This is a genomic window from Enterobacter sp. J49 (genome assembly GCF_002148625.1).
Lineage (GTDB): Bacteria > Pseudomonadota > Gammaproteobacteria > Enterobacterales > Enterobacteriaceae > Enterobacter > Enterobacter ludwigii.
On the sequence record NZ_MWPY01000031.1, the window covers coordinates 18,646 to 34,391 of the forward strand.

The window sequence follows — 15,746 nt, forward strand, 5'->3', positions numbered from 1 at the left end:
TTCAGGGTGTGTTTATGCAGATACTAATATTTGCGAGGACATTAAGCTCGCCCTGGATTGAGTCATGAACAGACAGCCGGGAAAGACCGGCACTTTTTTGAACCTATAATGGTGGAATGTTGTTAGCATATTAATGCTTACCGATTTCCTTTAAGACAATGCTTCTTCAACAATAAAAGCAAAACTTAGTCAAACCTGAAAGGTCATTCGCATGGATGTTAACCGCTATAAACTATACTCCACGCTGCGTTTTCGTCAGGGTGTTAGCATCCAGTCCAATGATTTTTGTCTTCAATTGCAGCTTTTCTTGACGAGTTTTCATTCCGGTCAGTCCGTTGAGTTTTTTTGCCATTCTTCCCATCAAGAGGGTGTGACCTGCTCCCTGTTGATTAATACACACTGATGTCAGTAATGTCTTCATAAACCACATGAGGACATCCCCATGAAGAAGTGTTTTTCCGACGAACAGATCATCAGTATTCTCCGTGAGGCTGAAGCCGGGGTTTCTGCCCGGGAACTCTGCCGTAAGCACGCTATTTCAGACGCCACTTCCTACAGCTGGCGCAAGAAGTCTGGTGGCATGGAAGTTCCTGAGGTAAAGCGGCTTAAGTCGCCTGAAGAACAGAACGCCCGATTCAAGAAGTTACTTGCCGAAGCCATGCTGGATAAGGAGGCGCTTCAGGTGGCTCTTGGGCGAAAGTACTGACGACAGGCCAGAAGCGGGAAGCCGTGGTGGTGATGTGTGATGCGACCGGTCTGTCGCAACGTCGTGTCTGCAGGCTTACAGGTTTGTCTCTGTCGACCTGCCGTTATGATGTTCAGCGTCCATCTTCTGATGCGTATTGTATCTTGGGGGCTGATCTTGAGCCAGCCCACTCCTTTTAATCAACCGTAACATTAACCACCGCACTCCCCCTATATGCGCCGTAAGTTGATATGGAAAATGGTAGTATTTCTGCCCAAAGCATATGTCCAACAAAATAGCCATCTTTTGCCGTGAAATTGAGAGTATTACTTCCCGTTTCCTTTGATACCAAAAGTTGTACCGGGATAATGTCCCCGTCTCTGTTTTTCATCTCTACAGTATTTTCTCCTGTTAAACTGGTCAGTCTCAGTCTCCCGGATCCGGTCTTCCCTTCACCACCAGTACAACGGATGTTCACCAAAAGGGAGCTCTCCATTCCCGTGAGCTCATTTACGTTTTTATTCCCGAAATCAAACTCCCCCTTAACGGCATCTATTTTACAGGAAATAGGGGAAGGTTCAGGTCGTATTGGCGGTACAGTCCCACCACCTTCGCCATGAGAACTCAGAAGAAGGAATGCAATCCAGGGGGCCCTTTCGGCAAAACCATGCATTAAAGCAGAAAAAGAGCCATAAAAGATGCTTCCCGGGTTCGCACAAGTCTCAAGTATACCAGAATATGTCCCCCCGTAACGCTCAAGATAAGGAACAGGTAGATACCCTTTTTCAGTGGTAGGTGGGGTTAAAGACGAACCCATGGACACGGGGGGGCCGCGACGACACGCTTTTCCCTGTAATGCTACATAGCAGGCATTACTTGGGGTGGTGGCTCCATTCTGACATCCCCAGTTCCTATATTGTGGCTCTACATCTTCTGGACCAAATGAAACTGTAACTTTCCATTTATCCATTCGCTCATCACCTACTTTGCCGTTGGTGCTAAGCCATTCTGTCGAGATGAGCTGAGCTCCATTAGCATGATTCATTCCTGTTACTAACAGGAATATCATATATACCGCTCTGATATTTATCATAACAACACCAAGAGTTGATTAACCAACTCAAAAGTCGGTTAATAGGCTTTGTCGATAGGTGCGGTATCATTGATCGGTAAATTAGTTATTACAATAGTGTGTACTTAAAATTAGGATTAATAACACTTTAATATTCAGTCTGCTTCCAAACACCCGTTTCTCGCTTTACCCACGGCGTCGATACTACTTCGTGTTTCCGGAAGGACCAGCCAGTTTTCGCGGATATAATGAAGTAAGATGCCCCAGTCGCCTGGCGGGGTGAAATTTTGCATAGCGTTTCTCCCCTGTTTGAGGGCATAAAAAACCGCAATGCAGGCTGTTGTAGGCTCATGGATTAGAGATGATACAGACCGTATTCGCCTGAGCGCTGGTGGAATACGATTGTCGGGTAGGAGTAGGGATATTAATATCCCACCAACGCTCATGGTTTACGATCTGGGCGTGCTATTAATTTTTATGATCTTCGTAAAAAAGGGATCCTGCCAGCAAATATGAAGTTTAAAACGTCTTCACATTGCATGGTAACCAACGCTATTATTGCTCGCCTGATGGCTGATGTGGGAGCTGATAGTATTACTACAACCTGGACTGACCCCACATTGGTAGACATTTCCTGTCCTCACGACGAGGCCTGTTCATGACGCCACCGGGATGACTGTGGCATCTGGCCCGGTGATAGAAGACTTCAATGTAATCGTAGATATCGGCCCGGGCCAGATCCCGGGTTTTATAGATGCGTTTTCTGATCCGTTCTTTTTTCAGCGAACTGAAGAACGATTCGGCCACCGCATTATCCTGGCAGTTGCCACGCAGGCTCATGTCCGAGGCCAGTTTATTGGCCCGACAGAAGCGCTGCCAATCGTCGCTGCCGTACTGACTGCCCTGTTCTGAGTGCACAATAACCTCATCGTCAGATTTACGCTGCCATCATCAGTGCGTCCAGTGCGAGTTCGCGTCAGAGAGTGGGCTTCATCGACCAGCCAACCACGTTACGGGCGAAGAGATCGATAACCACCGTCAGATACAGCCTGCCCTGCCTCTTACTCTACTCCGGACAGTTAAGCGCTGGGCGTACCTCGCTGTTGTTCTTGACCTTTTCGCAAGGAAACCAGTGGGCTGGGCATTTCGTTCTCACCGGACAGCAAACTCACCATGAAAGAGCTGGAAATGGCATGAGCAACGCGCGGCAAGCCGGTGGGAGTAATGTTCCACAGCGATAGTAATAATGCCGGTGTCAGTCTTTACCACCACTCAGTTTGCCGTTTAACCCGATTGGTGTGATTACTGATGCAGTGAAGACCTTCCCTCATCCTGACTCACACAGCGATCGACCTTTTGTGTCCTGCCCTGGACCCGTCGGTTGCCGGAAGCGCCTTCATGCGAGGCATCTCCTCACCGATGCGCGTGACTCAAGAAGGGCCTGACGGCTTGTCTCGTTACTGTCCTGTCCGGGTTATCTGTCTGGAGATTCAACTCTGTTTCCTCACAGGAGCTCTGTCATGGCTGATAAAGTTACCGAAGCCGCCGTTGTGGGTGGCGTGGATACATATAAAGATCTGCACGTTGCCGCTGTCGTTGATCAGAACAATAAAGTCCTGGGGACCCAGTATTTCGCCACAACACGACAAGGTTACCGGCAAATGCTGGCATGGATGACCTCATTTGGGGCATTAAAGCGAATTGGTATTGAGTGTACAGGCACCTATGGATCAGGTCTGCTTCGCTATTTGCAGAATGCCGGGTTAGAAGTTCTTGAAGTCACCGCCCCAGACCGGATGGAACGACGCAAACGGGGTAAAAGTGACACGATTGATGCTGAGTGTGCTGCTCATGCCGCATTCTCCGGAATAAGAACCGTCACACCCAAAACGCGCAATGGCATGATTGAGTCTCTTCGGGTGTTAAAAACCTGCCGAAAAACAGCGATATCCGCCCGCAGAGTCGCTCTCCAGATTATCCATTCCAATATTATCTCTGCTCCGGATGAATTACGTGAACAGCTCAGAAATATGACGCGCATGCAGCTCATCAGGACTCTGGGATCCTGGAGACCTGATGCCAGTGAATACCGCAATGTTACCAACGTTTATCGCATTTCATTAAAGTCCCTTGCCCGACGCTATCTCGAATTACATGACGAAATCGCTGATCTGGATGTCATGATTGCGGCAATTGTCGATGAGCTGGCACCTGAACTGATTAAACGTAATGCTATTGGATACGAAAGCGCTTCACAGTTGCTGATCACTGCCGGAGACAATCCCCAACGGTTAAGATCCGAATCAGGTTTTGCGGCACTGTGTGGTGTCAGCCCGGTTCCTGTCTCTTCTGGAAAAATGAACCGTTATCGACTTAATCGGGGTGGAGATCGTGCTGCAAATAGTGCACTTCACATCATCGCTATCGGACGTTTACGAACTGACGATAAAACGAAGGAATATGTTGCCAGGCGAGTAGCCGAAGGACATACAAAAATGGAAGCAATACGCTGTCTTAAGCGCTATATCTCACGCGAAGTTTATACATTATTGCGAAATCAAAATAGGCAGGTCAACAGCATCCCGATAATGGCTTGACTCTTAGAAGGGCGTCCAGGGAAACCATTACGCAAGCAGGCAATTCCGGCAGTTACTGTGGTGATACCGGATCAGGCAGAGTATGAGTCGACGTGGAAACTGCTGGGATAATAGTCCAATAGAACGCTTCTTCCGGAGTCTGAAGAATGAATGGGTACCAGTGACGGCTTCAGCGATACAGTCCACGCAATCACGGGCTGTATCGCTGGGTATTACAGCCCGCTCAGGCCGCATGACTATAACGGCGGGTTGCCCCCAAACGAATCGGAAAATCGATACTGGAAAAACTCTAGCGAGGTGGCCAGTTTTAGTTGAACACTTCAATGCAGTGAACTGTGAGTATCGAGGCTATCCCCACCATTAATGGTCCGCATGGCCTGCAGATAATTTGCCATTTGAGAACGACGTGCTTTTCCCGTGTCCCGGATATTTCATTACCCGGGCTATCTACCAGTGATAGCTAAGGCCGATCTCTGCCTTGTTGGCAACATCTGGCTGACTGCTGCGGTGTCTCAGATTATTCAGCTTATAATCCATAAAAATCTGCATATTCTTACCTAGATAGTATGTCAATCCCACCTCTTCATAGTTCAGAATATCCTGGTGATACCCTGATTCCGTTTGACGTAAACGGGTATAACCCACATGCGGCTGCAATCTGGAGGTTAACATCACCTTCACCAGCACTTCCTCGCTGTACGCGGGGCTCGAATTGGCAGCCGGTTCCGGATGAATGGCATTATTGCTGCGGGTCGACACGGCCGCCAGGTACAGCGCCGGTGTCTGATATCGCAGACCGCCTGCCAGCGTGCGGATCTGATTCCGATAGTTCGCATTCTTCCTCTGTGACCGGGTTGAGGTAGAGGTGGAGGCTGCGATAATAGCGCTGAACCGGGAAGTCAGAGACCAGCCCAGAGATGCCCCCAGCCCCTTTCCGTATCGTTTCATCACCGGGCGATCTGTCTGGTGACCCGGAAACTGATACTGCAGCGCAAGATGCACGGGCATACGGGCGAGGTTGAATGACTGGCGATACGTCAGCAGGTCCTCAGCCCGGCCGCGCATCACGTTGTCCACATAGTTGTATGACATTTCCCGAAACAGGGGAGAACGATCGGTCAGGGAGGTGGCGTCGTACAGCACGCCCCAGTTTCTGCCAACATCCAGACTACCCAGCGTCTGTTGTTTTATTCCAAGATAAGCAAGACGTGTGGCATTACGTGACGCGTCTTCCGCGCTGACGGTGTATTCCCACTGCCCGTAAGCCTGCCAGTCCTGACTGAGCCATTGCGTCCCTTTTAAACCGAAATAAAGATATGTCCGATCGCCATCATCACTGGCCTTGTGGCTCATGAACCTTCTTGCAACCAGCGTGCCGTAAAAATCCAGAGAGTGGTCTCTGGTCCGGGATAAAGAGGCTGCACTGGCAAGGTTGCTGAATGAGAAAAGTACAGACCATATCACTGTGGTGAAGAGACGCGTTGAGAATAAAGGCACTGACATGTCGTATGTGTCCTCCGGATAAGTGACGATCTCCTGAAGCCGGCTGGGGGCACAGAGATCCCTCGGGACATTGCTCTACACGCTTACAGTAGTAATATTCTTTTATAATAATTTTTTAGTGTTCAGGTACTTCAGTATTCCGTCATTCAGCGCACTGGCCATGCGGTACCGGAATGACGATGTGCTGAGCAGTTTCTCTTCGGCAGGATTGGTTATGAAGGCCGTTTCAACCAGCACGGAAGGGATAAAAGGAGACTTAAGTACTACAAAAGCGGCCTGTTCCGTTGTGGGGGAGTGCAGCGTATGGACAGGGGCAATATGATGAATGAGCTCAGAGCCCAGCGCCAGGCTTTCCCGGATGGTTTCCGTTTGTTCCAGATCGAAGATCACCTCCTGCAGATACCGGTCTCCGGCACTGGACTTTTCACCTGCTGCTATATCGGCAGCATTTTCACTGTCTGACAGATACCTGGCCATTGCACTCGTCGCTCCCCGGGTCGAGAGGGCAAAAACGGAGGCTCCCTGCGCGCTCGGGCTGGTAAACCCATCCGCATGGACAGAAACCAACAGATCCGCATTGTGATGATGTGCCTTCAATACCCGTTCATACAGGGGAACAAAGATGTCTTCTGAACGCGTGAGGCGGGCATCCACGCCATTCATAGTCAGCATGGCCTGAAGATATTTCGCGATTTCAAGGACAACGTGTTTCTCTTCTGTACCTTCATACCCTGTGGCTCCCGGGTCTTTTCCTCCGTGTCCCGGATCTATCATTACCCTGGGTTTACGCATACAACGAGGTTTGGCCTTCTTATGAGGTACCGGGTAAGCGTATGAAACAGGGCTCATCGTGCTGGTGAGAAGCGTTGCAAGCCCGGTAAGGATGAGCTGACGGCGCGTCGTATGTAGGCGCATACCTTGTTACTCCTGGGATAAATTATAAATGTTATGATATAACGTATCATTTCTCGTGCCGATCTCAACAGTGTTACCGTTTGTCGCTTTTGGTATACCGGGATGAACAAAGACTGGGCGGGGACATGCGCCCCCTCTCCATGCTGAATAACCGCAGTGACGTGGGCAACGACGCTGAGCGGGAAGGGGGCGTTGCCCTTCCCGGACTCACGTCGACGTTGTCGCCTAAATAAAGACGCGAAGCCCTACTGCACCCAGATGATCGTCACTATTCCAGTCGTCATTGGCGTTGCCCCAGGCTTTCTGATAGCTGTATTCCACGTAGGTGACCGCATTTTTACCCAGCCAGTAGTCGGTTCCCAGTACGGTCGATTCAAGATGTTGTCCTTCCATGGCATCGCCTCCGCGCAGCCAGCTGACATCGGCGTAGACACTCCAGTTGTCCGTTAAATGGAGCCGGGAATCGTATTCGAGGCCCAGGATGGTCTCCTGATCTTCTGCCCGCAAAGGATTATGACGATACTGCCCCCGGGTCGCTGAGGTGACGTTATCCACTTTATTCACGTACCACGTGGCCTGGGCACCGTTGTACCAGGCGTGATCCCCCACGTTTGTCGTGTATTTGGCATTCATCCCCAGGGAATAGGTGTTCCCGTCATAGGGCTGTCCGTCCGTTTCGGTCCAGGGGTAACAGTGACTGTCCGAGCCAAAAGGCGTGCAGCCCTGACTGAGGCCGGTATTCACCGTATAGTGGTTGTAAGCCGCTGCCGTGGACAACGCCAGGCCATTCTCCCACTGATAGCGGGCAGCCATCGCCGCGCCGTTGTGAACCTGTGCGGCGCCGTCACGAAAGGCATTGTGCAGGTCGGGCCCGTTTCCGTAGTCGGCAAAACCAATCTTGTCGACGTTGTCATTCCCCTGCGCCATGACCCCCACGGTAAGATGATCGTCCGTGTAGTACCAGATGCCCGCTGAATTGACGATATCCGTCGACATGCCGGCCTGATCGTGTTTTCCTTTGCCGCCCCAGGCATAGGTGGTATCCACCCCCAGCCCCCAGTCCGTCGGCGCATACTGTTTACCAAACGTGAGGATACCCAGGGTTTCGCTGCCCACCCCGGCGTAAGCCTGACGCGTATAGACGTTGTTGCTGAGGCCATCCGTTGAGGAATCCAGTCCGTGAATGCCCGTTTCGTAGTATCCCAGCGCAAAGGTATCGCTCTCACCGGCCCTCAGGTTATGCCGCATGGCGATCCCCAGTCGGGAATCGTTGTTCTGAATATCGTGTTGCTGCGTGTGCGCAGAATCGGTCTTTCCGAACAGACGTAGCGAACCCAGCACGCCGATCGCGTTGTCATTATCGCTCCAGAGGGTTTCCCCCTTGGTTTGTGTGGCGGTATAACCCGGTGCGGCCTGCAGAGAATGGCTATCCTGCGCCATAACAGAACCGCTGAGAATAAGGCTGAGTGAGGCGGCTATCGCCGTGGGAATAAATTTATTCATTTTGTTGTTTCCTTTTTTAAACATTATTTGCCGTTCCTGACGTGTGTCAGTTCCACTGCTGGTGAAAGCAAAGCGGTTCTCCGGCGATGCGCCTGAGACCGTGTCAGGTTCGATAAGGAAAAGAAGGGCGGCTATTCAGCAGATTTATTATCACCATGACTAACTAAATGAAATATGGCGTATTTATTTTTCCTGTGTTGTGCGCAGAAATGCGCGTTATGTTGATTTGTGGTTTATTATATAAATGCGCTAATAATATTTTTTATAAATAGATCTATAAGCGGACTTATTTTTTTATTTATATTTCGCAGTATTTTTGAATCGTCTGGCTATGAATGTGGAAAGAAACAGACAGGCTGGTCATTAAAATGTGACGATGCCGTCTTTACCCGCAATCTTCTTCCGCCGCATTATTGCGTGCGGAAGAATGTATCCCGGACGACATATTTTGTTAATTATCCTTTCAAAGAATAATGATTATCATTATCGTGTTATGTTATAACGTCTTCATCGCGGTGGGCAGGGTACAGGAGGGGATGTGGGCGGGTTATTGGATACAGACACTAAACCGGTCAGTATGATTGCCGTGCTGGCGGTCTCGCTCAGTACGGTCATTGCCATGCTGGACAGCACGATTGCGAATGTGGCGCTTCCCCTTATTGCAAAAGATTTTTCGGTGTCCGAATCCGCGTCGATTCTGATCATCAATGCCTATCAGTTCGCCGTGATTGCGACACTCCTTCCTTTTTCAGCCCTGGGGAGAACGCTGGGTAATACGCGGATCTTTATGGTAGGTGTCATCCTGTTTGCGCTGTCCTCACTGGGGTGTTCCTTGTCGATCTCCCTGAATATGCTGACGCTTTTTCGCATCATTCAGGGGCTCGGCGCGGCCGCCATACTGAGTGTGAACGCTGCTCTGATCAAAGCGATTTATCCGCCACGACTCCTTGGCAGGGGGCTGGGCATCAACGTCATGGTCGTCTCGGTTTCGGCCGCCGCAGGGCCCTCTGTGGCCTCCAGCATCCTGTCGCTGGCTAACTGGAACTGGCTCTTTACGATCAATATCCCGGTGGCCTGTCTTTCACTCATTTTAGGTTGCTTCACATTAAGATCGGCGCACTGTGCAGCAAAACCCTTTGACCGCGGCGGTGCCTGTCTGGTCTTTCTGACCTGCCTGACGTTCGCATGCCTGACGCTGAGCGTGACAGGCAACCATGCATCGTTTGCGGCGGCCAGTTTTATTGTCCTCCTGTTTCTGGGAAGACAACTCGTTATCAATCAGAAGACGAAGCAGGCGCAAGCCATGATCCCCATGGCAATGTTCGCCAGTCCGGTTTTCTCGCTTTCTCTGTCTATGTCCCTGCTTTCCTACAGCACGCAACTGCTGGCCTATGTCGCGCTGCCTTTTTATTTTCATAACGTCCTACACCGTGACGTTGTGCAGGCCGGCCTGATGCTGACGGCCTGGCCGCTAGCCACCATGATGACCTCACTGATTGCCGGCGAGCTCTGTACACGATTTGGCGCCGAGCGGGTAGCAATAGCAGGCCTGGGGATGCTGGTCACCGGCATGCTTCTGATGACGTGGCTCCCTCCTTCGCCATCGGACGAGCAGATCCTGTGGCGCGTGGTCCTTTGCGGGTTTGGTTTTGGTCTGTTCCAGTCCCCCAATAATTTGCTGATTATGACCTCGGTCAGCCCTGAGCAAAACAATATAGCAAGCGGCCTGCTGGGAACGTCCCGCCTGGCCGGGCAAATCATCGGTTCAGCCCTGGTTGCCGTCATGTTCAATGTCTTCGGGGGAGGGGCCATTCGTGCCAGCATGGCGGCCGGCGCCCTGTTCTCTCTTTTATCACTGGGGGTCAGTTGTCTGCGGCTCAGGCAGGCGCACGTCAGAAAATGCGCCTCCGTGCCCGACGATGACAGGCATCCCGGCGGCAGACGCTGATGCCGCGCACGACCGAAAACGCGTCTGACAGCCCGTATGGCCTGTCGGGACGAACCTTCTCATTCTTAACGTACCCGGAGCACTCCTTTATGCTGAAAGTTCTGCACGTCCTGTACACGCTGTTGCTGGCCCTGTGCCTGTTTCCGGTGGTGGTTCATGCCGCGATGGATGAGCCCATCAGACATCATCGAATCATTATTACCGGCAACTGCCCGTTCGGTGTGATCCTCGCCAATCCGCTGGCTTACCGTCAGGTGGTCGGGGTGGGCCCCTGGGCATTCCTGCATGCTGATATGAACGTTCTGAAGGACATGAAGCCTGACATCGGACGGATCACCACGCATTTTATCAACGACGATTATTCCGTTAACCTGGAAACATTACTGACGCTTCATCCGGATCTGATTTTCTATTACGGACAAAGCCAGAATGACCACCTGGAACGCGCGGGGGTACCGGTCATCAATCTGGATACTGGCGGCAGTGCCAAATATGATCCCGAAGCGACGCAGAGCTACTGGGAAACCATGTTTGAGGATGCGCTTGGACTGCCCCGGACCGACAAATTTCATCGGGCGTGGGAGACGACCCGGAAAGCCATCCAGCCCTATGCCGACCGGATACGTCAGCAGCACGTTAGGGCATTATACCTCGAACAAAGTGACGGTAAGACCCTGCGTGTGAGTGGTCCCCATACATTCGGCGACACCTACCTCAATATGGTCGGCATGGAGAATGTTGCCGGACACCTTCAGGTCAGCGGTGATGCCGGTCGGTACATTACGGTCTCGATGGAGCAGATCATGGCATGGAACCCGGATGTAATTTTCGTTGTGTTTGGGAGTGCCCGGGCTTTGCTCGATAACCGCAATCCCGGACAGATGTGGCAGGGGACACGCGCCTGGAAAAACAAGCGGATCTACTCAACGCCAGTGGGATTACACAACTGGGGCGGATTGTCTGCTGAAACGCCCCTGCTTCCCTTGTTTATGGTCAGCAAGCTGGAGCCGGACTTTGTGAGTGATGCGGATATGAGAGGCCTGACTAGGGCGTATTACAAAACCATGTTTGACTACGCGATCCCCGATCGGTTGTTGAATGAAGTCCTCAGCCAGCGTTAAGCGACGTCCCTTTTCAGCCATTCCCGAGAACGTTATGCCGGAACAAAAAACCTACCGTCAGCTGCAGGTCCTGTTGTGTGTCAGCCTGGTTCTCATGATCCTGGCCTCGTTGTTTATCGGCCGATATTCTCTGTCGGTGCAGGATGTGGTGCATATCCTGCTGGGGGCACCCCACGCGGAGTACAGCAAAGAAAAAGCGGCGGTGATTGTCGATCTGCGCCTGCCGCGTATCCTCGCTGCCGTGATGGTGGGGGCAGGACTGTCTGTCGCGGGCGCGACGTATCAGGCCGTGCTGAAAAATGCCCTGGCCAGCCCGGATGTGCTCGGCACCTCCTCGGCGTCAGCTTTCGGCGCAGCGCTGGGGATCGTGATGGGGTTGTCTTATCAGGTTTCCACGGGATGTGCCTTTATCTTCGGGATGCTGAGCCTCGCTCTGGTGTTCGGCCTCTGCTTTCTACGGCAAAGCCAGGAGGCAATCGTGACGATCCTCTCGGGTCTTATCGTCGCCTCGGTATTTGTCGCTTTTGTCTCTGTCCTGAAATATCTGGCCGATCCGGAGGATACCCTGCCCGCCATCGTATTCTGGCTGATGGGCAGTTTTTCCTCGCTGATCAAAACAGAAGTCTTCAGCCTGATCCCGCTTTTTATGCTCTGCTATTACATCATTTACAGGCTACGGTGGACGATGAATATTCTTTCTCTGGGCGACGATGAGGCGAAAATTCAGGGCTTACATCCGCTGTTACTGAAGATAATACTGCTGGTCTCAGCCTCTGTGATGATATCGGCGTCCGTCGTTATCTGTGGCGTGGTGGGATGGGTGGGACTGGTGATCCCCCATCTTGTCAGAGCCCTGGTCGGAAACAATCATGGAAAACTGATCCCTGTTACGGCGTTATGCGGTGCGCTCTTCTTGCTTGTGATTGACACACTTGCCCGCGCGCTCACCTATGCGGAAATTCCCGTCGGTATTCTGTCCGCCCTGACAGGGGCACCGTTATTTGCATTTTTGTATGTCAGAGGAGCCTCCCATGATCATCGCTGAGAACCTGACCTATGGCTTTAAGGATCAACGGCCGGTTTTCGAGAATCTCAGCTTCCGGCTGGGGCAGGGAGAAGTGCTGTGTGTTCTTGGCCCCAACGGTGCAGGGAAAACCACCTTGCTCAAAGTTATTGCCGGGATCCTCCGTCCGCTTTCAGGACGTTGCATCATTGAGCGCCCTGACCACAAAAAGGTCTGCCTGGCCTGGGTACCACAGACCCGACATATCCCCTTTAACTATTCCATAGCGGATTTTATTACGTTTGGTCTGGGAGGGGATAAAGGTTATCTGAGGAGGCCCACACCTGATGATTATGACCGGGCTGAAGCTGTGCTGGTCAGGTTAGGTGCCGGGCATCTGAGAGACAAGCATGTCAATCAGATCAGCGGTGGCGAGCTTCAGCTTTGTGCTATCGCGAAAGCAATTGCCCCGGACCCCGATGTGCTTATTCTGGACGAACCGGAGTCCAGTCTCGATTTCACATATCAGCATCGCATCATCAGTCTGCTGCATGATCTTGCAAAGAAGGAGCAGAAGACCATCATCATGAACACTCACTTTATCAGTCATGCCAGTCAGGTGGCCGACCAGTGTTTACTGCTCCGGCCGGGATGCTATGCCTGCGGCCCGGCAGACCACATGCTCAGTGACATTCAGCTTAGCCACTATTTCGGGGTATCCATTCGCACCGCGACCGGTCCAGTTTCCTGAAAAAGACAGGGGTGGTCGCTGATGCTTCTCGTGTGTGTAGTAAAAAATGTGATCCCCCTTACCCGCGACAGACGAGATAAACGAGGCGTCATTCATCAGGGCGTACAAAAACCGCCCACGTCAATAAGGTCTGGCTTTTTGACGCGTTGCGTCTTTTTGCGGGTTAACTCACCGTTGACTTTATCCCCACCAAAGGATAAACATTACGTTATCCGTTTGTGGGGATAATTTTACTGGAGCAGCGGTACCATGAATACACTCGCAATTTACAGCCCCAAACAATTAGCTAATCACCTCAAACTAACCCGCCAGAAACATGGACTTACTCAAACTGAACTGGCCGCGAGAATCGGCATCAAGCAGGCTACGATTTCAAATTTTGAAAATAATCCTGATAAAACAACGATTAAAACATTTTTTAAACTGATTCAGGCGCTTGAAATGTCTCTGGTGCTCTATGAAAAGCACGACATACAGAATGGGGATCCTCATTCCCGCCAGAAGGAGGTGGACTGGTAATGGCTGTGCTCACAACATGGATGAATAACGAACGGGTCGGAGAACTCACGAAACTCGCGAACGGGGCGCATACATTCAGATATGACCGGGAATGGCTGTACAACCGCTATGCCAGGCCTATATCACTGTCCCTCCCCTTACAGTTTGGCACGATTACTTCCGACGCAGTCATCAATTATTTCGATAATCTGCTCCCCGATAATCCTGCTATCCGGGACCGCATCGTAAGACGCTATCAGACATCATCCAGGCAGCCGTTCGATTTGTTAGCCGAGATCGGGCGTGACAGCGTCGGGGCCGTCACATTGCTTCCTCAGGGAGAACACACTCCGGCGCCGGTGATGTCATGGGAGAGGTTGAATGAGACCCGGCTTGAAGAAATTCTGAGTTCGTATCAGTCCGATATTCCCCTCGGTATGATTAACGGGGAGGACGATTTTCGCATATCCGTTGCAGGCGCACAGGAAAAAACCGCCCTTCTCAAAATCGACAGGGAGTGGTGTATTCCGAGGGGGATCACCCCAACCAGCCATATCATCAAATTACCCATTGGTGAAATACACCAGCCCAGCGCAACCCTCGATCTGAGTGAAAGCGTTGATAATGAGTACTTTTGTCTCGCGTTAGCCGCGGCGCTGGGCATTGACGTTCCGGATGCCGAAATCATCAATGCAGGCCGTGTAAGAGCATTAGCCGTTGAGCGTTTTGATCGGCGGTGGAACAGAGAACGCACAATGTTATTGCGTCTTCCCCAAGAGGATATGTGTCAGGTGTTCGGTCTGCCCTCCTCGGTAAAATATGAATCCGATGGTGGTCCGGGGATCCCTGAGATAATGGCGTTCCTGCTTGGCTCGAGTAATGCACTCAAGGACCGTTTCAGTTTTATGAAATTTCAGGTCTTCCAGTGGCTGCTTGGTGCGACTGACGGGCATGCCAAGAATTTTTCTGTTTTTATTGAGGCAGGCGGAAGTTACCGGCTAACCCCTTTTTACGACATTATCTCTGCGTTCCCCGTGCTGGGTGGACGCGGTTTGCATATTGGCGACCTCAAACTTGCAATGAGTCTCAAAGCAACCAGGGGAAGGAAATATGAAATCAACCAGATCTACCCCCGACACTTCTTCGCCTTAGCGGATGAAGTGAACTTCCGGAAAAGTGAAATGGATGAGATCCTGAACTTCTTTGCAACGAACGTGCCTGCGGCTTTACAGAGGGTAACAGAATCTTTGCCCGACGGTTTTTCAGTTGAGGTTGTTGAGTCGATTACCCGGTCCATGACTAAGCTACATGCACGTCTGGTTTAACCGCCCGTTGCGCTAAATGGATGAGGGTTTGACTCTCTGCAAACAGATAAAGGTTATATCCCTTACCAGGGATATAACCTTTATTATCCCCATGAGGGGATAAAGTCAGCTGTATCCCCGGTAAGGGATAAAACCATGCGTTACGGTGAAAGGTGCAACGGGCCATACAAGCGTCACCACCATGCAGCAACATGATCGTCGTGGCGGGGGACGGGCCTGGCCAGCGTGAGAACACCTCAACCTCTTCTCATGGTGAAGATAAAGGTCAACGTACAGGATGGAGATGCCTTATCCCGTTGGCCGTGTGAGGCGCCGAAGCCGGTGCTCGCTGAATCGGTTTATGCCATCAGGCACATAGCGGAGAAAGCGTTCTGTGTCGCATTTGCTCCTCCCGTTCAGCCTCAACAATAGTGCTGCCCGCTCACCATTTGGTCAGAGCCGAAGAACAGGACATTTTTACGACCCCAACAGACCATCCGCAGGGCATTTTCGGCGACATTCTTATCTGCGTCGGACCCGCCATCGTTGTCTTTTTAACCAATCAGTTTTTCGGGCAGCAGCGTTTCCGTTTTTTGCTTGCGTTCTGTGCGCATCGACCTGCTTCGTATCTCGGCCCTTTGGGCGGCCATCCCTGAATCAGCATCAGGATGAATCACATTTCACCCGCGCAGCATAAGGGGCGGTAAGCCCGGGTATGCATCCCGTCATTTTCTCCTGTGTTGCCTTTCTCCTTCGTATCAGGCTTCCGGTAATCGTCCCCCGTCTCAACCCGGCCCGCAAGGGTAAATAGCACGCTACGCGCCCTTGCGGACCAGAACGACTCCG

General features: G+C 51.6%; 12 protein-coding genes and 5 pseudogenes. 10 read left to right on the forward strand and 7 right to left on the reverse strand.

The annotated features are described in order from the left end of the window. Positions 1-232: 232 nt before the first annotated feature. Positions 233-421 (reverse strand): hypothetical protein, encoded by a 189-nt coding sequence (locus tag BJP35_RS11890; RefSeq protein WP_143349624.1) that lies wholly within the window; start codon positions 419-421, stop codon positions 233-235. A 21-nt stretch (positions 422-442) separates the two neighbouring features. Here BJP35_RS11890 and BJP35_RS11895 point away from each other — a divergent pair. Beyond that, positions 443-843: pseudogene (locus BJP35_RS11895) on the forward strand (transposase); the annotation flags it as partial. A 38-nt stretch (positions 844-881) separates the two neighbouring features. On the opposite strand, the gene BJP35_RS24225 reads toward BJP35_RS11895, so the two are convergent. Continuing rightward, a complete protein-coding gene (locus BJP35_RS24225) occupies positions 882-1,778 on the reverse strand; it encodes a hypothetical protein (RefSeq protein ID WP_143349625.1) in 897 nt (298 codons plus the stop codon). Between the two features lie 576 nt (positions 1,779-2,354). Continuing rightward, positions 2,355-2,814 (reverse strand): annotated as a pseudogene (locus BJP35_RS11905) (DDE-type integrase/transposase/recombinase); the annotation flags it as partial. A 15-nt stretch (positions 2,815-2,829) separates the two neighbouring features. Between BJP35_RS11905 and BJP35_RS24230 the strand changes: the two are divergent. The 3 genes and pseudogenes from BJP35_RS24230 to BJP35_RS11920 form a co-directional block, all read left to right on the forward strand. Beyond that, positions 2,830-2,951, forward strand: a pseudogene (locus tag BJP35_RS24230) (IS3 family transposase); the annotation flags it as partial. Positions 2,952-3,277: 326 nt separating this feature from the next. Continuing rightward, positions 3,278-4,354 carry an IS110 family transposase gene (locus BJP35_RS11915; RefSeq protein WP_086463151.1) on the forward strand — a complete coding sequence of 359 codons (1,077 nt, stop codon included), beginning with the start codon at positions 3,278-3,280 and terminating at the stop codon, positions 4,352-4,354. Positions 4,355-4,370: 16 nt separating this feature from the next. Continuing rightward, positions 4,371-4,669, forward strand: a pseudogene (locus BJP35_RS11920) (integrase core domain-containing protein); the annotation flags it as partial. 132 nt (positions 4,670-4,801) lie between these two features. Here BJP35_RS11920 and BJP35_RS11925 read toward each other — a convergent pair. The 3 genes from BJP35_RS11925 to BJP35_RS11935 form a co-directional block, all read right to left on the reverse strand. Continuing rightward, positions 4,802-5,851: a porin gene (locus tag BJP35_RS11925; protein WP_373419694.1), complete on the reverse strand. Its 1,050-nt coding sequence runs from the start codon at positions 5,849-5,851 to the stop codon at positions 4,802-4,804. 108 nt (positions 5,852-5,959) lie between these two features. After that, the gene (locus BJP35_RS11930; protein WP_086463153.1) at positions 5,960-6,772 is read right to left on the reverse strand and encodes an N-acetylmuramoyl-L-alanine amidase; all 813 of its coding nucleotides are present in this window, start codon (positions 6,770-6,772) and stop codon (positions 5,960-5,962) included. Between the two features lie 225 nt (positions 6,773-6,997). After that, the gene (locus tag BJP35_RS11935) at positions 6,998-8,275 is read right to left on the reverse strand and encodes a porin (RefSeq protein WP_256971746.1); all 1,278 of its coding nucleotides are present in this window, start codon (positions 8,273-8,275) and stop codon (positions 6,998-7,000) included. Between the two features lie 538 nt (positions 8,276-8,813). Between BJP35_RS11935 and BJP35_RS11940 the strand changes: the two genes are divergently transcribed. The 6 genes from BJP35_RS11940 (at position 8,814) to BJP35_RS11965 (ending at position 14,921) form a co-directional block, all read left to right on the forward strand. After that, positions 8,814-10,223 (forward strand): MFS transporter, encoded by a 1,410-nt coding sequence (locus BJP35_RS11940; protein ID WP_256971747.1) that lies wholly within the window; start codon positions 8,814-8,816, stop codon positions 10,221-10,223. After that, complete coding sequence (locus BJP35_RS11945) at positions 10,223-11,344, forward strand: ABC transporter substrate-binding protein (RefSeq protein ID WP_256971748.1); 1,122 nt, start codon at positions 10,223-10,225, stop codon at positions 11,342-11,344. The genes BJP35_RS11940 and BJP35_RS11945 overlap by 1 nt, the downstream gene beginning before the upstream one ends. A gap of 34 nt (positions 11,345-11,378) precedes the next feature. Beyond that, on the forward strand, positions 11,379-12,389 hold the full coding sequence (locus BJP35_RS11950; RefSeq protein WP_086463155.1) for an iron ABC transporter permease: 1,011 nt from the start codon (positions 11,379-11,381) through the stop codon (positions 12,387-12,389). Continuing rightward, complete coding sequence (locus tag BJP35_RS11955) at positions 12,376-13,098, forward strand: ABC transporter ATP-binding protein (protein ID WP_179193657.1); 723 nt, start codon at positions 12,376-12,378, stop codon at positions 13,096-13,098. The genes BJP35_RS11950 and BJP35_RS11955 overlap by 14 nt, the downstream gene beginning before the upstream one ends. Before the next feature lie 249 nt (positions 13,099-13,347). Then, positions 13,348-13,617, forward strand: coding sequence for a type II toxin-antitoxin system antitoxin HipB (gene hipB / locus BJP35_RS11960; RefSeq protein ID WP_086463157.1), 270 nt, complete (start codon positions 13,348-13,350; stop codon positions 13,615-13,617). Further along, entirely contained in the window at positions 13,617-14,921 is a 1,305-nt protein-coding gene (locus BJP35_RS11965) for a type II toxin-antitoxin system HipA family toxin (RefSeq protein WP_086463158.1), read from the forward strand. The genes hipB and BJP35_RS11965 overlap by 1 nt, the downstream gene beginning before the upstream one ends. Before the next feature lie 395 nt (positions 14,922-15,316). On the opposite strand, the pseudogene BJP35_RS24235 reads toward BJP35_RS11965, so the two are convergent. Next, positions 15,317-15,448: pseudogene (locus tag BJP35_RS24235) on the reverse strand (transposase); the annotation flags it as partial. Positions 15,449-15,746 lie beyond the last annotated feature (298 nt).